At 59.0% G+C, this 18,323-nt stretch carries 22 protein-coding genes and 1 tRNA gene; 12 read left to right on the forward strand and 11 right to left on the reverse strand.

Translation table 11 applies throughout. The annotated features are described in order from the left end of the window. The first annotated feature begins 11 nt into the window (after positions 1-11). Complete coding sequence (locus tag N2601_RS07215; RefSeq protein WP_104823167.1) at positions 12-485, forward strand: methyltransferase family protein; 474 nt, start codon at positions 12-14, stop codon at positions 483-485. A gap of 26 nt (positions 486-511) precedes the next feature. Here N2601_RS07215 and N2601_RS07220 read toward each other — a convergent pair whose 3' ends face one another. The 3 genes from N2601_RS07220 to mgtE form a co-directional block, all read right to left on the reverse strand. Continuing rightward, positions 512-961, reverse strand: a complete 450-nt coding sequence (locus N2601_RS07220; RefSeq protein WP_104823168.1) for a hypothetical protein — start codon at positions 959-961, stop codon at positions 512-514. A gap of 95 nt (positions 962-1,056) precedes the next feature. Beyond that, positions 1,057-1,443 carry a MerR family transcriptional regulator gene (locus tag N2601_RS07225; RefSeq protein ID WP_104823169.1) on the reverse strand — a complete coding sequence of 129 codons (387 nt, stop codon included), beginning with the start codon at positions 1,441-1,443 and terminating at the stop codon, positions 1,057-1,059. Between the two features lie 122 nt (positions 1,444-1,565). After that, positions 1,566-2,984, reverse strand: coding sequence for a magnesium transporter (mgtE, locus tag N2601_RS07230; RefSeq protein ID WP_104823170.1), 1,419 nt, complete (start codon positions 2,982-2,984; stop codon positions 1,566-1,568). Between the two features lie 196 nt (positions 2,985-3,180). On the opposite strand from mgtE, the gene N2601_RS07235 reads away from it, so the two are divergent. Then, the gene (locus N2601_RS07235) at positions 3,181-3,675 is read left to right on the forward strand and encodes a peptide deformylase (RefSeq protein ID WP_104823171.1); all 495 of its coding nucleotides are present in this window, start codon (positions 3,181-3,183) and stop codon (positions 3,673-3,675) included. A gap of 84 nt (positions 3,676-3,759) precedes the next feature. Here the strand turns inward: N2601_RS07235 and N2601_RS07240 are convergent, their stop codons facing one another. Next, positions 3,760-4,275 (reverse strand): hypothetical protein, encoded by a 516-nt coding sequence (locus N2601_RS07240; RefSeq protein ID WP_104823172.1) that lies wholly within the window; start codon positions 4,273-4,275, stop codon positions 3,760-3,762. A 187-nt stretch (positions 4,276-4,462) separates the two neighbouring features. Between N2601_RS07240 and N2601_RS07245 the strand changes: the two genes are divergently transcribed. After that, positions 4,463-4,612: a hypothetical protein gene (locus N2601_RS07245; protein ID WP_158704454.1), complete on the forward strand. Its 150-nt coding sequence runs from the start codon at positions 4,463-4,465 to the stop codon at positions 4,610-4,612. 559 nt (positions 4,613-5,171) lie between these two features. Here N2601_RS07245 and N2601_RS07250 read toward each other — a convergent pair. Further along, positions 5,172-5,256 (reverse strand) — tRNA-Leu (locus tag N2601_RS07250). A gap of 243 nt (positions 5,257-5,499) precedes the next feature. Here N2601_RS07250 and lipB point away from each other — a divergent pair. Continuing rightward, entirely contained in the window at positions 5,500-6,216 is a 717-nt protein-coding gene (gene lipB / locus N2601_RS07255; RefSeq protein ID WP_104823173.1) for a lipoyl(octanoyl) transferase LipB, read from the forward strand. Positions 6,217-6,222: 6 nt separating this feature from the next. Here the strand turns inward: lipB and N2601_RS07260 are convergent, their stop codons facing one another. After that, entirely contained in the window at positions 6,223-6,645 is a 423-nt protein-coding gene (locus N2601_RS07260) for a helix-turn-helix domain-containing protein (RefSeq protein WP_104823174.1), read from the reverse strand. A 218-nt stretch (positions 6,646-6,863) separates the two neighbouring features. On the opposite strand from N2601_RS07260, the gene N2601_RS07265 reads away from it, so the two are divergent. The 8 genes from N2601_RS07265 (at position 6,864) to N2601_RS07300 (ending at position 14,241) form a co-directional block, all read left to right on the forward strand. Continuing rightward, positions 6,864-7,799 carry a DMT family transporter gene (locus tag N2601_RS07265; protein ID WP_104823175.1) on the forward strand — a complete coding sequence of 312 codons (936 nt, stop codon included), beginning with the start codon at positions 6,864-6,866 and terminating at the stop codon, positions 7,797-7,799. Positions 7,800-7,879: 80 nt separating this feature from the next. Then, on the forward strand, positions 7,880-9,889 hold the full coding sequence (locus tag N2601_RS07270) for an acetyl-CoA carboxylase biotin carboxylase subunit (protein ID WP_104823176.1): 2,010 nt from the start codon (positions 7,880-7,882) through the stop codon (positions 9,887-9,889). A gap of 101 nt (positions 9,890-9,990) precedes the next feature. Then, complete coding sequence (locus tag N2601_RS07275; protein WP_104823177.1) at positions 9,991-11,118, forward strand: S-(hydroxymethyl)glutathione dehydrogenase/class III alcohol dehydrogenase; 1,128 nt, start codon at positions 9,991-9,993, stop codon at positions 11,116-11,118. 145 nt (positions 11,119-11,263) lie between these two features. Beyond that, on the forward strand, positions 11,264-11,701 hold the full coding sequence (locus N2601_RS07280) for a VOC family protein (protein WP_104823178.1): 438 nt from the start codon (positions 11,264-11,266) through the stop codon (positions 11,699-11,701). A 114-nt stretch (positions 11,702-11,815) separates the two neighbouring features. After that, positions 11,816-12,391, forward strand: coding sequence for an S-(hydroxymethyl)glutathione synthase (gfa, locus tag N2601_RS07285; RefSeq protein WP_104823179.1), 576 nt, complete (start codon positions 11,816-11,818; stop codon positions 12,389-12,391). Between the two features lie 89 nt (positions 12,392-12,480). Continuing rightward, positions 12,481-12,945 (forward strand): YaiI/YqxD family protein, encoded by a 465-nt coding sequence (locus N2601_RS07290; RefSeq protein ID WP_104823180.1) that lies wholly within the window; start codon positions 12,481-12,483, stop codon positions 12,943-12,945. Then, on the forward strand, positions 12,942-13,775 hold the full coding sequence (gene fghA / locus N2601_RS07295; protein WP_104823181.1) for an S-formylglutathione hydrolase: 834 nt from the start codon (positions 12,942-12,944) through the stop codon (positions 13,773-13,775). The genes N2601_RS07290 and fghA overlap by 4 nt, the downstream gene beginning before the upstream one ends. A gap of 151 nt (positions 13,776-13,926) precedes the next feature. Then, complete coding sequence (locus N2601_RS07300; RefSeq protein WP_104823182.1) at positions 13,927-14,241, forward strand: DMT family transporter; 315 nt, start codon at positions 13,927-13,929, stop codon at positions 14,239-14,241. Positions 14,242-14,357: 116 nt separating this feature from the next. Here N2601_RS07300 and N2601_RS07305 read toward each other — a convergent pair whose 3' ends face one another. The 5 genes from N2601_RS07305 to N2601_RS07325 form a co-directional block, all read right to left on the reverse strand. Then, on the reverse strand, positions 14,358-14,741 hold the full coding sequence (locus N2601_RS07305; RefSeq protein ID WP_104823183.1) for a DoxX family protein: 384 nt from the start codon (positions 14,739-14,741) through the stop codon (positions 14,358-14,360). Between the two features lie 138 nt (positions 14,742-14,879). Continuing rightward, a complete protein-coding gene (locus N2601_RS07310; RefSeq protein ID WP_104823184.1) occupies positions 14,880-15,272 on the reverse strand; it encodes a DoxX family protein in 393 nt (130 codons plus the stop codon). Positions 15,273-15,392: 120 nt separating this feature from the next. Then, on the reverse strand, positions 15,393-16,925 hold the full coding sequence (locus N2601_RS07315; protein WP_104823185.1) for an acyl-CoA carboxylase subunit beta: 1,533 nt from the start codon (positions 16,923-16,925) through the stop codon (positions 15,393-15,395). A 62-nt stretch (positions 16,926-16,987) separates the two neighbouring features. Then, on the reverse strand, positions 16,988-17,464 hold the full coding sequence (locus tag N2601_RS07320) for a hypothetical protein (protein ID WP_104823186.1): 477 nt from the start codon (positions 17,462-17,464) through the stop codon (positions 16,988-16,990). 69 nt (positions 17,465-17,533) lie between these two features. Next, a complete protein-coding gene (locus N2601_RS07325) occupies positions 17,534-18,319 on the reverse strand; it encodes an ATP12 family chaperone protein (RefSeq protein WP_104823187.1) in 786 nt (261 codons plus the stop codon). Between the last annotated feature and the right edge of the window lie 4 nt (positions 18,320-18,323).

Raw genomic sequence — 18,323 nt, forward strand, 5'->3', positions numbered from 1 at the left:
AGGGTTATTCTATGAATGCCTATCGTTCCAAGTCGCTGAGTTTTCCATGGCCGCCTTTAATTTATAGTCTTGCAGTTATAACGGCGCTTTATTTGAATCAGGACTATCCCGTGCGCATGTCGTACCTCGGGGCCTTGATCGCTTGGGGCATTGGCGCGCTTTTGACAGTTGTCGCGGTGACATTGAATGTCTGGGCGGTGAAGACGCTGTTCGAAAGCGGCACGACCGTGCTAACGCAACGCTGCACGGCGCATCTGGTGACCAAGGGACCGTTCCGCTTTAGCCGCAACCCGACCTATCTCGGATATACGCTGCTGACGGCAGGCCTCGGCCTGGTGATCGGCAATCTCTGGTTCGTCACCATGGCAGCCGTGGCGGCGGCGCTGACCACGCCACTGGTCATCCGTTGCGAGGAAATGCACCTGCTCTCTCGTTTCGGCTGTGAATTCGAGTTCTACTGCAAGCGTACGCGGCGCTGGATTTGAAAGCGGGAGGTGCCCGCAGTCGCTGCTTATCGGTATTCAGCGAGGAGTAAAATCCGACCGATCTTTGTTCTCGTACGTTGCACGAGATCCATCGCGACTGAATCATTTTCACCGGCATAAAGATCGAATTCACGAACTTTTTTCCCATCAGAAACCTCTTCCAGCCGGGTCGATGTTTTCCAAGTCCGAAAAGAGCAGCCGAGGTCGCCACACCGGACGCTGATGTCGCCCGCCAAATATCGATTCGAATCGATGGTAACGCTTAGCTGAACGTGAGTGTCCTGATTGTCGATAAGCTGGCAGCGAACATGAATTTGGCAATTGAGTTGGCCGTAGATCGCATCCTTGCCGTCAAGCAAAAGGGCGTAGGCAACCGGAATATCGGTATTGTTGTTATCGGCCGCTTGAGTCTTTCCGACATTGAACGGAACGAGCGCGATCCCTATCGCTAAGACGAAGCTAAACCTTGCCGCCATTTGCCACAACCCTCTGTGAATGCTTGGCTTTTCTACAAAGCATTCTCGTTAGAATTGCGGCGACTACGATGCGTCTTATACTTTGACGGTGGTAGTCACGTCCCCACGCCGATTTCGGCCAGGCGGCCGAGACAGGCTTCTTCGACATTGTCGAGTTCGGTCAGAGTGTCCTCAATATCCTTGCGCTTCTGGCGCAGTTCCTCGCGCTTTTCGTCGACGCGCTTCATCAGGAGCTTCAACTGGCCGATCTCGCCTGGCGGCTCCTTATAGACCTGAATGATCTCGCGGATTTCGGCGATGGTGAAGCCGATGCGGCGGCCGCGCAGGATTTCCTGGATCAGGCGGCGGTCGGCTGGCCGGAAAAGGCGCGTGCGGCCTCTGCGCTCGGGATGGATAAGACCTTCATCCTCGTAGAAACGCAATGTCCGAGTGGAAACGCCGAATTCCCGCGTGAGCTCCGTTATGCTATAAAACCTGTCCAACAATAGTCCGCCTCTCTGGTGCAGAGCCTATAATATTGACTTTTACGTAATAGTCAATTTCAGCAAGGCCCCGATGGACTTTCGATCGTCAAAGATGTGTTGAATTCAAAGGCCTAGCGGCCTTAGTGAATGGAAAACCACCAGGTCGCCAGACCCAGGAACGCAAAATATCCCGTGCAATCCGTGACCGTAGTGACAAATGCCGACGAGGCGATGGCCGGGTCGGCGCCGAATCGATGCAGCACCAGCGGCAGCAGGATACCACCAAGGGCCGCCGCGACGAGATTGATGATCATCGCAGCGGCGATGACGATGCCGAGCTGGAAATCATGGAACCAGAGGGTGGCGATCGCGCCCATGATGATGGCAAAGAGAATGCCATTGAGAAAGCCGACACCCGCCTCTCTGCGGATGACGCGGAAGGCATTGTAGATATCGAGGTCGCCGGTTGCGAGTGCGCGCACGGTGACCGTCATCGTCTGCGTACCGGCATTGCCGCCCATCGAAGCGACGATCGGCATCAGCACGGCAAGCGCAACCATTTTCTCAATCGCACCGTCAAAGATATTGATAATGCTGGACGCCAGTATCGCCGTGATCAGATTGACTGCCAGCCAGACAAAGCGTGAGCGCACCGTGGAGGTGATATTGTCGGACAGCTCTTCGTCGCCGACGCCGCCGAGGCGCTTGATGTCCTCGTCCGCCTCTTCATGGATGACGTCGACCACGTCGTCGATGGTCAATACGCCGACGAGGCGGTCGTTTTCATCGACGACGGCGGCGGACAGAAGGTCGTATTGTTCGAAGACCTGCGCCGCCTCTTCCTGGTCCATGACGGCCGGAATCGGATGCGAGGTCTCGCGCATGATGCTCTCGACCTTCGTCTGTCGCTTGGTACGCAGAATGCGGTCGAGATCGACGCTGCCGAGCAGCTTGAAGGTTGGGTCGATGACGAAGATCTGGGTGAAGGCTTCCGGCAATTCCTCCTCTTCGCGCATGTAGTCGATCGTCTGGCCGACCGTCCAGAACGGCGGCACGGCAATGAATTCCGTCTGCATGCGGCGGCCGGCTGACTGCTCCGGATATTCAAGGGCGCGCCGCAGTCGTACCCGCTCGGTGAACGGCAGTTGCGACAGGATCTCGTCGCGGTCTTCCTGGTCGAGGTCTTCGAGAATGTAGACGGCATCGTCCGAATCGAGTTCGCCGATCGCGGCGGCGATCTGGTCGTTCGGCAGTTGGTCGACGATCTCCATGCGGATCGCTTCGTCCACCTGCGTCAGCGCCGTCATGTCGAAGTCGTCGCCGAGCAATTGCACCAGCGTCAGACGTTGGTCGGGATGCAGCGATTCCAGCAGGTCGCCGAGCTCGGATTCGTGCAGCCGGGCGACGTTCTGTTGCAGGAATGGAATATCACGCCGCTCGATCGCGTCGTTGACCTCAACGAGGAAATCGGAGCGGACGACGCCGTCCTCGTCGTAGATGTCGGGATTGGTCTTCTCGGAGGCCTTGCGAACGCGTTCGTCTTCGTCGGTCGTCGTCATTTGCCGCCTCCCATTCCGTTCTGCCTATGAAAATCTAGGATTCCGTCATGGAGAATGACGGCAAAAAGCTGATTGTCAACAATTGGATAGGAGGGAAAGCTGACATTTTGTGTCGTGTCTGTAAGACGGTGGCGCTGGCGACGTCTTACCCCTATCCTTAGGCTGCGAACATGTCGTTCCGTTAACAGAGAGAGCCGTGCCAGTCCGTCCCATCATCCGCTTCCCCGACCCATTATTGAAAACAGCCTGCGCTCCCGTCGCCGCCTTTGACGACGACTTGCGTAGGCTCGCCAACGATCTCCTGGACACCATGCGCGCTGCTCCCGGCGTCGGAATCACCGCCGCTCATATCGGCGTGCTTCAGCGCATAACCGTAATCGAACTCAGCCGCGAGGATGGTGTGCACACCTATGTCAATCCGGAGATCACCTGGTTTTCCGATGAGACGATGCGGCATATGGAGGGCAGTGTCTCCATGCCCGGTTTCACGGACGAGATCGCCAGGCCGAAAGCAATCCGCTTTCGCTACCAGGATCTGGACGGTCGGGCGCACGAAACTGAAGCCGAAGGCTTTCTTGCTATCTGCATCCAGCACGAAGTCGACCAGCTCGACGGTCTGTTCTGGCTGCAGCGCCTCTCGAAATTGAAGCGCGACCGGCTGGTGAAGAAATGGGAAAAAGCGAAGGCGTGATCGGTCCTGCGTGTCTAAATGTCCGCACATAAAAATGCGGGCGCCTCGAAGACGCCCGCCTGTTTGTCTGCATGAAGCGGCGGATCAGCCCTTCAGCTTGGTGTTGCAGAGGCTGTAGTAGCCGCCGCCCTTCTGGATCCACTTCAGGCCGTTAAGGGTATTCTTGGTCTTGTTGTCGTTATAGGCGTCGACGCAGGTGTGGAAGCGGCCCTTGCCGGGCGTTTCGCTCGAATATTTGGGATCGACGGCCTTCGGGAAGGTCACGCCGGCCGGCGCTGCGGTCGTAGCCTTCGGCGGCTCCTTGGCCGGCGGCTTGGTGGCATCAGGCTCATCGGCAGCCGCCGTCGTCTTGGCGGTGGCAGTGGTCTTTGCCGGCGCGGTGGTTGCCGGTGCAGTGGTGGTAGCGCTTGCGTCGGCAGCGCACTGCGAAGCACGGAAATCATTCCACGTCTGGCCGTTCAGGGTACCGGCAGCCTTGGCCGCCTGATACTTGGTGCTGCACTCTTTCATGGTTAGCGCAGAAGCCGGCGATGAGAGGGCCATCGAGCCCACAACTGCAAGAGACGCAAAAGACATCAACAGGATGGCACGACTGGTCATTGGCAAATCCTCCGCTCTATGACGAATGTCGAAACTATTAATCATCCCCGCCCCTTCGGTTGTCAATTGACGCACGAGTCGCGGGCAAGCAACGACACCATATGGGGGAGAACATGAACGGTAACTGTACGGAAACAGCTATCAGAGAGAGTACCTTCGCCTGAGACGCAACTTTTAAAGGAATGTGGTGACGGCGATCGCCAGAAGGAAAAAACCGCCGAAGCGGGTTTCTGGTGTGGTCGAGAAGAAAACGGGTATTGGTGCCGAGCTGCCCGTTAACCTCGTCCGTCAACCATTATCGCAGGTTCAGATTGCCGGCGCATTAATAGATCAGTAACCATCTTTTCGATTGCAAGCTTAGAGATGGAATACGAATGCCCCCTATTGAAATTCCTTTCGAATACAAAATTGAAACAAAAGAAGTGCGACTCGGTCGATGGGTCTATGTGATTCATTTGAACGAGGACAGAAGCCGGCCCAGCAGAAAATTTCGAACGCAGGAAGCTGCTCTCGACGACGCTTACGAGATGCTCTCCTACATGCTCTGATCCGTTATCGTGTCCGTGCGAGTCGAGTGAGATGCAAACATTTTGCTAATTGCGGAGCGGAACGTACTCCGCAAGACCGACGCGGTGCGATTCCTTGGAAGGCCACAGACCTCATCGTGCTGGCCCGGATCGGCTGCCGAATCGAAGGCACCCCATGCTTGGTTGCCAGCACGATATCACGGCAATCCTGGGCCATTTCCGAAGCGAAGACGAGCGAGGTTTATAGTCGTGGAGCGGAACGCTGGAAGCTTGCCCTTGGAGCGATGGAAAAGGTCTCCCAGGCTCTGTTCTGACGTCGGACACTTGGCAAAGAAAAAGCCCGCAAAGGCGGGCTTTTCTTAATCAACTTGGTGCGGTCGAGAAGACTCGAACTTCCACGGGTTGCCCCACAGCGACCTCAACGCTGCGCGTCTACCAATTCCGCCACGACCGCATCGTGGTAGGGCCGGATTGCTCCGGCGCGGCTGCATGTAGCAAAAGCATTCGGGGGGCACAAGAGCGATATGTCAGTTTTTTTAACATTCGCCCACAGCTCCCTTAAACGCGCCTTTGGATTCACGGCATCCGTCTCGTAGATGTTTGAATTCCTGGCCAAATGCCTCCATATGTTGATAACCTATCGGCGCGCCAAATTTCCAAGGGAGCTGTCTGCCGAACAGGCGCAAAGGACTGGCTGATGCTACGCACCGATCTCCAACATCAAATGTTTCCCCCTGCCGGCTCTCCGCCCGTGCGTTGGCGTATCGCCGATGGTCTCGTGCCCTATGATGAAGCAGTGGCGGTCATGGAGGCGGAGGTGGCGGCGATTGCCGAGGGTCAAGCGCAGGAGCTTGTCTGGCTGGTCGAGCATCCACCTTTATATACAGCAGGCACCAGCGCCAATGCGGCCGATCTCATCGAGCCCGATCGTTTTCCCGTCTTCGCCACCGGGCGAGGCGGCGAATATACCTATCATGGCCCCGGCCAGCGCGTTGCCTATGTCATGCTGGATCTGAAGCGCCGGCGTCAGGATATCCGCGCCTTCGTTGCCGCATTGGAAGAAGTCATCATCCGCACCCTCGATTCGATGAATGTTCGCGGTGAGCGGCGTGAAGATCGTGTCGGCGTCTGGGTGCGCCGTCCGGAGAAACCGCTGCTGCCGGATGGGACCGTGGCTGAAGACAAGATCGCCGCCCTCGGCATTCGCGTGCGCAGATGGGTGACGTTTCACGGCCTGTCGCTGAACGTCGATCCCGATCTCGGCCATTTCACCGGTATCGTGCCCTGTGGAATTTCCGCCTATGGGGTCACCAGCCTCGTCGACCTCGGCCTGCCGGTGATGATAGCGGATGTGGATATCCGTCTGCGGGAAGCTTTCGAAGAGATATTCGGCGAAACCACCAATGAACCCTGATGAGGCTTAGTGCGCGACGTCCTTGCTGACATTGCGCAGCCGGATTTGATGGTCGAGCCTTTCGATCTGGCGCGTTGTCGTCTCGATCAGCCGGCCGATTTCCTGATGGGCGGACCGTAGGCGCGAAAGCTCGATTTTGACGGCCTCCAGTGCCCGTTCGTCGCTGTCCTCACCCGGTCCATCGCCGGAGCCGGTCATCAGCCAAGTCGGCGACACGGCGAACATGGCGGCCAATTTGACCAGAACGGATGGTTGCGGCTCCGAACGGTCCGATTCCCAGGCAATTATCGTCTCCTGCCTTAAGCCCAACTGGCTTGCCAGCGATTCGAGGCTGATGCCGGCGGCGTCGCGGGCCATGGAAAGGCGTCCGCCCAGGGTATCGTCGCCTTCATCCGAAAAAACGGTCGTCTCTTGTTCCGTCTTCAACATCGGTGCGATCCTTGTTGGTTGCGCCGGTGAATTTCTGAGCGGCGCGCTTATTTTTTAGCGGATTTTCCAAGCAGACATAGGTCTAGGGGCGTCATGTCACCACCGCGATCTGTCTGAATTGGCAAAGTCCGCGATTTTTGCGCCAAATGGTGTGATGAATTGGCAACGGCGTTGATGCCCGTCTTGATCGGACGGGATTCCTGTGTTTGATCTCCCGCATGTCCCAAATCTCAGTCGTCCCCGCCCATCAGAATCCGCTGCAAGGCATGGCCATCATGGCCAGCGCCATGATCGTCCTGCCGGTGATGGATGCGATCGCCAAATATATGGCGACCTTCGAGGCGATGTCGCCGGGACAGGTGACGTTCTACCGCTTCTTCTTTCAACTCGTCTGTACTATGCCGCTGCTCTTTGCCGCCTTTGGATGGGCAGCGCTTTCGGCCAAGCGCCCCTGGGTGAACCTTTTGCGCGGCGCGCTGCACGGCGCGGCAAGCCTGCTGTTTTTCGTGGCGGTCAAATACATGCCGCTTGCCGATGTCTTCGCCATCTATTTCGTCGAACCTTTCATGCTGGCCGCTCTTTCGGCTCTGTTTCTTGGCGACAAGGTCGGCTGGAGGCGCTGGCTTGCCATCGTCGTCGGCTTCGGCGGCGCGATGATCGTCATTCAGCCAAGTTTCGAAATTTTCGGCTGGAAAGCGCTGCTGCCGGTCGCCTGCGCCTTTCTCTTTGCGCTTTATCTCTTCATGAACCGTGCCGTCGGCGAGGCGGATTCGCCACTTACCATGCAGACGATGGCCGGCATCGGCGGCACGATCTTCATGGCCGGTGCGCTTTCGATAGGGGCATCGGCTGGCGTTGCCGATTTCGTACCGTCCCTGCCCGCTTCCTGGCTCGGTCTCGTGTTGCTGCTGATTCTCGGCTCGATCTCCGGCTATGCGCATATGCTCGTCGTGCGCGCCTTCCGGCTGGCGCCACTGTCGCTGCTGGCGCCTTTTCAATATTTCGAGATCATTTCGGCTACCATTCTCGGCTATGCGCTGTTCGGGGACTTTCCAAATGTTTCCAAATGGATCGGCATCCTGATCATCGTCGGATCGGGTCTTTTCATCATCTGGCGCGAGCGCGTTCAGTCGCGTTCGACGAAATCGGCTTGAGTACGCTCATCTTCCGCATGGACCGCTGGCGCAATTTATGACTAAAACGCTGATAGGGCTATGCATTGGGCGGAGTTTTGATGTTCAAGAAAATCCTGATCGCCAACCGGGGCGAGATCGCTTGTCGTGTGATCAAGACTGCGCGGCGGATGGGGATCTCGACCGTCGCGGTCTATTCCGACGCCGATCGTGACGCCTTGCACGTCGAAATGGCCGATGAGGCCGTGCATATCGGTGCAGCCCCTGCCGCCGAGAGTTATCTCGTAGCCGAAAAGATCATCGCCGCCTGCAAGGAGACCGGCGCCGAAGCGGTGCACCCCGGTTATGGCTTTCTCTCCGAGCGCGCCTCTTTTTGTGAGGCGTTGGAGAAGGAAGGCATCATCTTCATCGGTCCGAAGCCGAAGGCGATCAGGGCGATGGGCGACAAGATCGAATCGAAGAAATTCGCCAATGACGCCAAGGTTTCCACCGTGCCCGGCTATCTCGGCGTCATCGACGATGCCGACCATGCCGAAACAATTGCCGCCGAGATCGGCTATCCCGTCATGATCAAGGCTTCGGCGGGCGGCGGCGGCAAGGGCATGCGCATCGCCTGGAGTAGTGAGGAAGTGCGCGACGGTTTCGAGCGTGCGCGCTCCGAGGCGAAAAGCTCCTTCGGCGACGATCGCGTCTTCATCGAGAAATTCGTCGTCGATCCGCGGCACATCGAAATCCAGGTGCTGGCGGATTCCCACGGCAATGTCGTCTATCTCGGCGAGCGTGAATGCTCGATCCAGCGCCGGAATCAGAAGGTCGCCGAAGAAGCGCCCTCGCCTTTCCTTGACGAGGTGACACGCAAAGCCATGGGCGAACAGTCCGTCGCGCTTGCCAAGGCGGTCGACTATCAGAGCGCCGGGACGGTCGAATTCATCGTCGACCGCGACCGCAATTTCTATTTCCTAGAGATGAATACCCGCCTGCAGGTCGAACATCCCGTTACGGAACTTGTTACCGGCATCGATCTTGTCGAACAGATGATCCGCGTCGCCGCCGGCGAAGAGCTGCCCTTTGCCCAGGATGATATCAAGCTGAACGGCTGGGCGATCGAAAGCCGCCTCTATGCCGAAGATCCCTATCGAAACTTCCTGCCGTCGATCGGCCGGCTGACGCGCTATCGTCCGCCGCATGAAGGTAAGAGCGGCAATGTCGTGATCCGCAACGACACCGGCGTCTTCGAAGGCGCTGAGATCTCCATGTATTATGACCCGATGATCGCCAAGCTCTGCACCTGGGCGCCGACGCGGCTTGAAGCGGTTGAGGCCATGGGTGAAGCGCTGGACGGTTTTGTTGTCGACGGCATCGAACATAATGTGCCGTTCCTGTCGGCACTGATGAAGCATCCGCGCTGGCGCGAAGGCCGGCTTTCCACGGGCTTCATCGCGGAGGAATATCCGGACGGTTTTGCGCCGATGACGCCGGACAAAAGCGAATCTGCGGTGCTTGCCGCCGTCGCACTCTCCTGCGGCCTTGTCGATGCCAACCGCCGCGAACGCTATGCCGACCGGTTGCGGCCGGCGACGGGGCCGTTGCGTGAGGAGTGGGTGGTCAAGCTCGGCGCGGACTATGTTCCAGTGACGCTGCAGGACGGGCTCGTCACCATCCCATTCGAGATGGACATGCAGATCAACGGCGGGATTTTGGCGGTCGCGACCGATTGGCGCCCGGGCGACGCCGTCTGGGCCGGAACGGTCAGTGGGCGGAAGGTGACGGCCCAAATCCGTCCTTTCCTCAACGGGCTGCGCATCGACTGGCAGGGCCTTTCGGTCCGCGCCAGGATATTTACGCCGCGCCAGGCGGAACTTGACAAGCTGATGCCGGTCAAACTGCCGCCGGATACGTCAAAGTTGTTGCTCTGCCCCATGCCCGGGCTCGTCGTCGCTATTGCTGTTGCGCAAGGCCAGGAGGTCAAGGCGGGGGAAACGCTGGCGATCGTCGAGGCGATGAAGATGGAGAACGTCCTGCGCGCTGAGCGCGACTTGATCGTCGGCAAGATCAATGCGAAGCCGGGCGAAAGTCTTGCCGTCGACGCGGTGATCATGGAATTCGCCTAATCCGTATTCGCTACGAAACGCTCGATTTTTCGCTTGAGCCATCCGGCGCGGCCATGCCAATGTCGCGCTAACCAAATCATTAATTTAGAAGGGATGAAACGATGGACGTACGCGCCGCCGTAGCCGTTGCCGCCGGTAAACCGCTGGAAGTCATGACCGTTCAGCTCGATGGCCCGAAGGCCGGCGAGGTGTTGATCGAGGTCAAGGCGACCGGCATCTGCCATACCGACGATTTCACCCTGTCGGGCGCCGATCCGGAGGGCCTGTTTCCGGCAATCCTCGGCCATGAGGGCGCCGGCATCGTCGTCGATGTCGGCCCGGGGGTGACCTCGGTCAAGAAGGGCGACCACGTCATTCCGCTTTATACGCCCGAATGCCGCGAATGTTATTCCTGCCTCAGCCGCAAGACCAACCTCTGCACCGCGATCCGCGCCACGCAAGGCCAGGGCCTGATGCCGGACGGCACCTCGCGCTTTTCGATCGGCAAGGACAAGATCCATCACTATATGGGCTGCTCGACCTTCGCCAATTTCACCGTGCTGCCGGAGATTGCCGTTGCCAAGGTCAACCCGGACGCTCCCTTCGACAAGATCTGCTATATCGGCTGCGGCGTCACCACCGGCATCGGTGCGGTCATCAACACCGCCAAGGTGGAGATCGGCTCGACGGCGATCGTCTTCGGTCTTGGCGGCATCGGCCTCAACGTCCTGCAGGGCCTGAAGCTTGCCGGCGCCGACATGATCATCGGTGTCGACATCAACAACGACCGCAAGGCCTGGGGCGAGAAATTCGGCATGACGCATTTCGTCAATCCGAAGGAGGTCGGCGACGACATCGTGCCTTACCTCGTCAACCTGACGAAGCGCAATGGCGACCTCATCGGCGGGGCCGACTATACGTTCGACTGCACCGGCAACACCAAGGTGATGCGCCAGGCGCTGGAATCGTCGCATCGCGGCTGGGGCAAGTCGGTCATCATCGGCGTTGCCGGCGCCGGCCAGGAAATCTCGACCCGTCCGTTCCAGCTCGTCACCGGCCGCAACTGGATGGGCACGGCCTTCGGCGGCGCCCGTGGCCGCACCGATGTTCCAAAGATCGTCGACTGGTACATGCAGGGCAAGATCCAGATCGACCCGATGATCACCCACACCATGCCGCTCGAGGACATCAACAAGGGCTTCGACATGATGCACAAGGGCGAAAGCATCCGCGGCGTCGTGGTCTATTGAGAGACCGTTTGAAAACGGGGGCGGTTTGCGGCGGTCCATGATTCAGGATTCTGATGTGAACAGCAGCGAATCGGCCCCGGATGGCGGTCGGTGTTGGAGCAACTCAAGCGTCCGTTAGACTAGGCGACACCCTGGAGATTGGAACATGGCGCTCAAGCGGATGGACAACGTCGGAATCGTCGTCGAAGACCTCGAAGGGGCGATTGATTTCTTTCGCGAACTCGGCCTTGAGCTCGAAGGGCGGGCCACGATCGAAGGAGAATGGGCCGGACGTGTCACCGGACTGGGCGATCAGCATGTCGAGATTGCCATGATGCGCACGCCGGATGGCCACAGCCGGCTTGAGCTCTCCCGCTTCCTCAGGCCGCCGGTCGTCGCAGATCACCGGAACGCCCCGGTCAACGCTCTGGGCTACCTCCGCGTCATGTTTACCGTGGACGACATCGACGAGACGCTTGAAAGGCTCCGCACGCGCGGCGCGCAGCTCGTAGGCGAAGTCGTCCAGTATAAAGACGCGTATCGGCTCTGCTACATCCGTGGGCCTGAAGGGATTCTCATCGGACTTGCCCAAGAACTCCGCTGAGCGCAAATCGAGACGGCACGGGAGATTGCTGCACGACTTTGAATGGCACGCGGCCTTTTCGCAAACCGATCCTGGTTTGGCGGCCGCGGGCAAAGAAGGAGGAGGAAGCTGAACATGCCAAGTCAAGTATCGATACACCCGGCGCTCGACGGCGGAGTGAAGGCGGGACAGGCGAATTTTAGTGGTGGGACGCTCGTCTGCGCCTGCACCGATCGCCCCGTCAAAGTCGCCATCACCGGCGCGATTGCTCATAACCACGCCTGTGGCTGCACGAAATGCTGGAAGCCGAATGGTGCTGCCTTTTCGATCGTAGCCGTCACCGCGCATGAGAATGTCAAGGTTCTGGAAAACGGCGACAAGCTCGCGGTCGTGGATCCCGACGCCCTGATCCAGCGGCACGCCTGCAAGGCTTGCGGCGTGCACATGTATGGGCCGGTGGAGCGCGACCATGCCTTCAAGGGCCTGGATTTCATTCATCCCGAGCGATTTCAGGAAAGCGGCTGGCCCGAACCCACCTTCGCAGCTTTCGTTTCGTCGATCATCGAGTCGGGAACGCCGCCATCAGCCATGGCGTCCATTCGCAGCCGGTTGAAGGAGCTGCGCCTTGAGCCCTACGATTGCCTGAACCCGACGCTGATGGATGTTCTCGCAACCTGGGTCGCGAAAAAGGCAGGCACATTGAGGGAATAGGTCTGGCCCATGACGGCGGACTTCGCTAAACCGCGACTGCGCGTTCGGCCGGACGCGCAGCGCTCTCCAATGAAGCACGTTCTGTTCCTATGATCTATGTCGATGCCGATGCCTGTCCGGTCAAGCCGGAAATTTTGAAAGTGGCCGAGCGCCACGGCATCGAGGTGACACTGGTCGCCAATTCCGGCCTCCGCCCCTCGCGCGATCCGATGGTGAAGAACGTCATCGTCTCCAATGCTTTCGACGCCGCTGACAACTGGATCGCCGAACATGCGGGGCCAGGCGATATCGTCGTGACGGCCGATGTGCCCCTGGCCGGGCGCTGCGTCGTCTCCGGCGCGCTGGTGACCGGACCGACCGGCCGTGTTTTCGACAACACCAATATCGGCATGGTCACCGCGATGCGCGATCTCGGCGCGCACCTGCGTGAGACCGGCGAGAGCAAAGGCTACAACGCCGCTTTTTCGCCACGCGACCGCTCCGCCTTTCTTGAAACCTTCGATCGCCTTTGCCGGCGTGCCAAAGCTCACAATTCGTCTGGAGGTCAGCCTTGAACATCATTTCCCAGAACACCGCTTTCGGCGGCATGCAGGGTGTTTTTTCACATGAGTCCGAGGCCTGCCAATGCGAGATGACCTTCGCGGTCTTCGTGCCGCCGCAGGCGATCAAGGAGCCCTGCCCGGTCCTCTGGTATCTCTCCGGCCTGACCTGCACCCATGCCAATGTGATGGAAAAAGGCGAATATCGTCGCATGGCAGCCGAACTCGGCCTGATCGTGGTCTGCCCGGACACCAGCCCGCGCGGCAATGACGTCCCCGATGAATTGACCAACTGGCAGATGGGCAAAGGTGCCGGCTTCTATCTCGACGCCACCGAAGAGCCCTGGGCCGAGAACTATCGGATGTACACCTACGTCACGGAGGAATTGCCCGCCCTCGTCAGCCGGCAGTTCCGCGTGGATATGAGCCGGCAAGGCATTTTCGGCCATTCCATGGGCGGCCATGGCGCGATGACGATTGCGCTGAAGAATCCGGACCGCTTCAAGAGCTGCTCCGCCTTTGCGCCGATCGTGCAGCCCTCGACGGCCGATTGGTCAGCGCCGGCTTTCGAGAAATATCTTGGCGCCGACAAGGCGGCCTGGCGGCAATACGACGCCTGCGCACTCATCGAGGATGGCGCTCGCTTCCCGGAATTTCTGATCGACCAAGGCAAAGCCGATGGTTTCCTCGAAACCGGTCTGCGGCCCTGGTTGTTCGAAGAGTCGATCAAGGGCACCGATATCGGCCTGACGCTGCGCATGCACGAGCGCTACGATCACTCCTACTATTTCATCTCGACCTTCATGGACGATCACCTGAAGTGGCATGCCGAACGGCTAGCATGAAACGGGTGGCATAGCAGCCATGCAGTCCCCAGCTTGAAAAGCCAATTTAGCTGAGGCATATATTTCCCCGCGCAGACGACTGCGGCGGCCGGCATAGATTGCCGACCGCAAGCACCGCGGGGACGGCCTCGCTCTTAAAAAGGAGCGTAACATGGCTTGGTTCCTGCTTTTCCTCGCAGGTTTGTTCGAAATCGGTTGGGCTGTCGGCCTGAAATATACCGAAGGCTTCACACGGCCGATCCCGACCGGTCTCACCGTCATTTCGATGGTGGTCAGCCTCGTCTTGCTCGGCCTTGCGGTGGAGACCTTGCCGATGGGCACGGCCTACGCTGTGTGGACCGGCATCGGCACGGTCGGTACCGTCCTCCTTGGCATCTGGCTGCTGGGTGATCCCGCGACCGTCGTTCGCCTGTTCTGCATCGGCCTGATCGTCGCGGGCATTGCCGGGCTCAAGCTCGTCGCCTGAACCTCATTTGCGTCACTAGAGCACTTCCAGGAAAAGTGCGAGGCGGTTTTCCGCCAGGAATGCGTAAAAACAAAGAGATAGAGCGGGAAAGCGATTCCGTGAAACGCTGAACCGCTCTAACGCTGGCGATTGTCCAGTGCCCAGAGGCCGGGGCCTGCAAACACCAGGAACAGGAAGATGAAGCAGAACAAGATCGGGCCGTCGCCCTCGTTGTTGGCTGGAAAGAAGCCCATCTGCGCGTGCACTAGGAAATAGGCGAAGGCCATTTCACCGCTGAGGATGAAGGCAACAGGCCGGGTGAAGAGCCCGAGCAGGATCAGAATGCTGCCGACAAGCTCAATCACCCCGGCGACGAAAAACAGTGTCGAGATTTCAAAGGGCGCGGCGGGAAAATTGAAGAGCTTTTGCGTGCCATGCTCTAGGAACAATAGCGCGGTCACAATTCTGAGAACCGCAAGGGCGGCGGGCTGATATTGGGACAGGCGCTCGAAAGCCGGCATGAAAATCTCCGTTTTAACTGAGAAGGCGGCCAGTATCTCTAGGAGATATGGTCGCTTTCCGCTGATATCTGAGTCAACACGCGAACGGCGAAATTATTCGCCGGGCTCGGATATCGATCCAAGCCCGGCGATTGCATATTATTTCCTGCGACCGTCGATGGCCAGGAGGCCTGGGCCTGCGAAAACCAACAGCAGGAAGACAAAGCAGTACAGGATGGCCGCATCGCCTTCATTGTTGACCGGGAAAAAATTCCTCGGCATGTGCGCCATGAAATAGGCGACCGCCATGTTGCCGCTAAGGATGAAAGCAACAATCCGCGTAAACAGGCCGAGAACAATCGCCAGGCCGCCGACAGCTTCCAGAATGCCCTGGATCAAGATCAGGGTCGGCAGCGGACCATCGAAATGACCGCCGGCCGGAAAAGCCAAAAGCTTCTGCGTGCCGTGCTCCATAAACAGTAGACCGGTCATGATGCGCAGCGCCGCCAGGGCGTAAGGCTGATATTGATTCAGTCGATCGGAAAGTGCCATTTTGTACTCCAGTTTTGGTTTCTGAAGCCACCATTAGTTTGTGTGCACGCGAAGGTGAAGACACGGCTTCTGACGCCCAATCAATTTTCCGTGTAGAATCCGTGACTTGTTGTCACATGCTCAAAGCGGAATATTGTCGTGCTTTTTCCAGGGATTGGTCAGATCCTTATTGCGCAGCATCCTGAGCCCCTGTGCCAGCCGCCGCCGGGTAGAGTGCGGCATGATCACTTCGTCAATATAACCGCGCTCGGCCGCGACGAAAGGAGACAGGAAGCGATCCTCATACATCTTCGTATGCGCCGCGATCTTCTCAGGATGGGCGATATCCTTGCGGAAAATGATCTCGACCGCGCCCTTGGCACCCATGACGGCGATCTGCGCGGTCGGCCAAGCATAGTTCAGGTCACCGCGCAGATGTTTCGACGCCATGACGTCGTAGGCGCCGCCGAAGGCTTTGCGAGTGATGACAGTGAGTTTCGGCACGGTAGCTTCCGCATAGGCAAAGAGCAGCTTGGCGCCATGCTTGATCAACCCGCCATATTCCTGCGCGGTTCCCGGCAGAAAGCCCGGTACGTCGACAAAGGTGACGAGCGGAATATTGAAGCAATCGCAGAAGCGCACGAAACGCGCCGCCTTGCGTGAGGCGTCGCTGTCGAGCACGCCCGCGAGCACCATCGGCTGATTGGCGACGAAGCCGACCGTCGCGCCCTCGATGCGGCCGAAGCCACAGACGATGTTCTTGGCAAAGCTTGCCTGAATTTCGAAGAAATCGCCCTCGTCCGCCACCTTCAGGATCAGCTCCTTGATGTCGTAGGGCTTGTTGGCATTGGCCGGGATTAGCGTGTCGAGCGAGGAATCGGGATCGGTGACCGATTGATAGCACTCGATCTCCGGGAGATCAGCGGTATTCGACTGAGGCAGGAAATCGATGAGCCGGCGCACCTGCAGCAGCGTATCGATGTCGTTGTCGTAGGCGGCATCGGCGATCGAGGATTTCGTCGTATGCACCGAGGCACCGCCAAGCTGCTCCGCCGTCACCGTTTCGTTGGTGACAGTCTTCACCACGTCCGGGCCGGTGACGAACATGTAGGACGTGTCGCGCACCATGAAGATGAAATCGGTCATAGCCGGCGAATAGACGTCGCCGCCGGCGCAGGGACCCATGATGATCGAGATCTGTGGAATAACGCCGGAAGAGAGCACGTTGCGCTGGAATACCTCGGCATAGCCGCCAAGCGCCGCCACGCCTTCCTGGATGCGCGCGCCGCCGGCATCATAGATGCCGATGATGGGGGCGCGGTTTTTCAGCGCCATATCCTGAACCTTCATGATCTTCTCTGCATGCGCTTCTGAAAGCGAGCCGCCGAAGACCGTGAAATCCTTGGCAAAAAGAAAGACCGTGCGGCCGTTGACCGTGCCCCAGCCAGTGACCACGCCGTCGCCGGCGATCTTGGTCTTGTCCATGCCGAAATCGATCGAGCGGTGTTCGACGAACATGTCGAATTCCTCGAAGGAGCCTTCATCGAGGAAGATTTCGATGCGCTCGCGCGCGGTCAGCTTGCCGCGCGCATGCTGCGCATCGATACGCGCCTGCCCGCCTCCGAGCCTCGCGATCTCCCGGCGACGTTCCAGTTCCTGCAGGATCTCTTTCATGATGGCCCTCTTTTCCGCTTATCCGGCTTAGCATGGCGCAGCAGCAGTTTGAAGCCGAAGGCTCAGTTCACCAGCGGCGGTGCCTTCAGCACGAAGATGGAACGGATGCGGGCGGCGATATCTTCAGCCATCAGATTGTCGGCTGCGTTCGGGTCCGGTGTGAAATTCGCCGTATCGAAGGAGGCGATGGCAAGCACCGCACCGGTATCGACCGAATCGACGTCGATATTGATCTTTGCCGTATTGCGATCGTGGTTGAAGCTTCCGGCCTTGCGGACATCGGTCAGGCGGATGGTGAGTGCCACCTTCGGCAGCACTGTATCGCGGGTGGTCACGGCGATGGCGGCATTGACGCGTTCGTTGATCGCCGAAAGCAGTACAGGCGAGACAGGCGGCACGGCTTGATCGGCAACGACGGTGGCGCTGCGCACGTCATAGGCTGGAGGTGCAGGCGGCGCCGTGCCCGGCCAGCTCGTGCATGCAGCCAACGCCAAACATCCCACGAGTGCCGATACCGCACCCGACCTCCACAACAACATGATTCGCGTCCCGAATTCCCAACCCTTGAGATGCAGATTTCGATATAACGGACTGCAAATCAACAATATTCAACTGCGAAGCGCGGAAAAAACATCGGTGGCTGCCTGAAACTCTTCGAAGCGCTGAGCGCGGCGCTGCTCGGCCTCTTCGTCACGGCCCCAATGTTCGATCGTCCAATCCTCGTCGAGATGGGCGAGCGCCCAGACTTCATCGAGCGGCAGTCGGCCTTCGGCGAAAGCAAGCGCCAGGATCGCCGAACCCGTCAGCGTCGTGATCGTATGCAGGCTGGCGAGTTCCAGCGGCGTGTCGTATTTGCGCAACGTCACGGCAAAGGCGGCGATCGCCTCACGCGGCTGCTCCTGATGCATGACGCCTTCGGCCAGGATGAAACGGGCACCGAGTTCGTTTGCGGCCCAGTCGATCAGCGGGTTCCACTGCTCCGATTGCCGCTCCACCAGGCGCTCCGGTCCATCGGCGCGATAGCAAAGCATATCTGTGGAGGAAAAGCGCAGGATGTCCTCGAATACCGCCTGGCTATCGATCGCCACACCGTCGAGCGCCGTGTTGACCAGCCGCGTCACCGGCATGGTCGCAGGATCGATGACCTCGACCTGCCGCGTCCATTCGGCTGCAACCAGCTTTGCGAGCGCCTCGGTCGGGACGGCGAGCGATTGGCGCGCAGGCGTCTTCACCACCTTGCCGTCGAGCTCGATCACGTGGCCGTCTTCGCTCTCGCGGACGCTTACATCCTTGTAGAAGCGCTTCGGCAGCGGCTTCTTCATCTGGATCTGAGCCCGGCGAATGGGATCGGGATGGCTCAGGTCTTCGGAAAGATCGTTCAACAGGTCGCGCATGGCG

The sequence above is a fragment of the Rhizobium sp. CB3060 genome, from assembly GCF_025200735.1.
Taxonomy (GTDB): domain Bacteria; phylum Pseudomonadota; class Alphaproteobacteria; order Rhizobiales; family Rhizobiaceae; genus Rhizobium.

Bases quoted from the DNA above. Each gene is read 5' to 3' on its own strand.
- N2601_RS07215 (WP_104823167.1), top strand. From the start codon at position 12: ATGAATGCCTATCGTTCCAAGTCGCTGAGTTTTCCATGGCCGCCTTTA.
- N2601_RS07220 (WP_104823168.1), bottom strand. From the start codon at position 961: ATGGCGGCAAGGTTTAGCTTCGTCTTAGCGATAGGGATCGCGCTCGTT.
- mgtE (WP_104823170.1), bottom strand. From the start codon at position 2,984: ATGACGACGACCGACGAAGACGAACGCGTTCGCAAGGCCTCCGAGAAG.
- N2601_RS07240 (WP_104823172.1), bottom strand. From the start codon at position 4,275: ATGACCAGTCGTGCCATCCTGTTGATGTCTTTTGCGTCTCTTGCAGTT.
- lipB (WP_104823173.1), top strand. From the start codon at position 5,500: ATGCTACGCACCGATCTCCAACATCAAATGTTTCCCCCTGCCGGCTCT.
- N2601_RS07260 (WP_104823174.1), bottom strand. From the start codon at position 6,645: ATGTTGAAGACGGAACAAGAGACGACCGTTTTTTCGGATGAAGGCGAC.
- N2601_RS07265 (WP_104823175.1), top strand. From the start codon at position 6,864: ATGTCCCAAATCTCAGTCGTCCCCGCCCATCAGAATCCGCTGCAAGGC.
- N2601_RS07270 (WP_104823176.1), top strand. From the start codon at position 7,880: ATGTTCAAGAAAATCCTGATCGCCAACCGGGGCGAGATCGCTTGTCGT.
- N2601_RS07275 (WP_104823177.1), top strand. From the start codon at position 9,991: ATGGACGTACGCGCCGCCGTAGCCGTTGCCGCCGGTAAACCGCTGGAA.
- N2601_RS07280 (WP_104823178.1), top strand. From the start codon at position 11,264: ATGGCGCTCAAGCGGATGGACAACGTCGGAATCGTCGTCGAAGACCTC.
- gfa (WP_104823179.1), top strand. From the start codon at position 11,816: ATGCCAAGTCAAGTATCGATACACCCGGCGCTCGACGGCGGAGTGAAG.
- N2601_RS07290 (WP_104823180.1), top strand. From the start codon at position 12,481: ATGATCTATGTCGATGCCGATGCCTGTCCGGTCAAGCCGGAAATTTTG.
- N2601_RS07300 (WP_104823182.1), top strand. From the start codon at position 13,927: ATGGCTTGGTTCCTGCTTTTCCTCGCAGGTTTGTTCGAAATCGGTTGG.
- N2601_RS07305 (WP_104823183.1), bottom strand. From the start codon at position 14,741: ATGCCGGCTTTCGAGCGCCTGTCCCAATATCAGCCCGCCGCCCTTGCG.
- N2601_RS07310 (WP_104823184.1), bottom strand. From the start codon at position 15,272: ATGGCACTTTCCGATCGACTGAATCAATATCAGCCTTACGCCCTGGCG.
- N2601_RS07315 (WP_104823185.1), bottom strand. From the start codon at position 16,925: ATGAAAGAGATCCTGCAGGAACTGGAACGTCGCCGGGAGATCGCGAGG.
- N2601_RS07320 (WP_104823186.1), bottom strand. From the start codon at position 17,464: ATGTTGTTGTGGAGGTCGGGTGCGGTATCGGCACTCGTGGGATGTTTG.
- N2601_RS07325 (WP_104823187.1), bottom strand. From the start codon at position 18,319: ATGCGCGACCTGTTGAACGATCTTTCCGAAGACCTGAGCCATCCCGAT.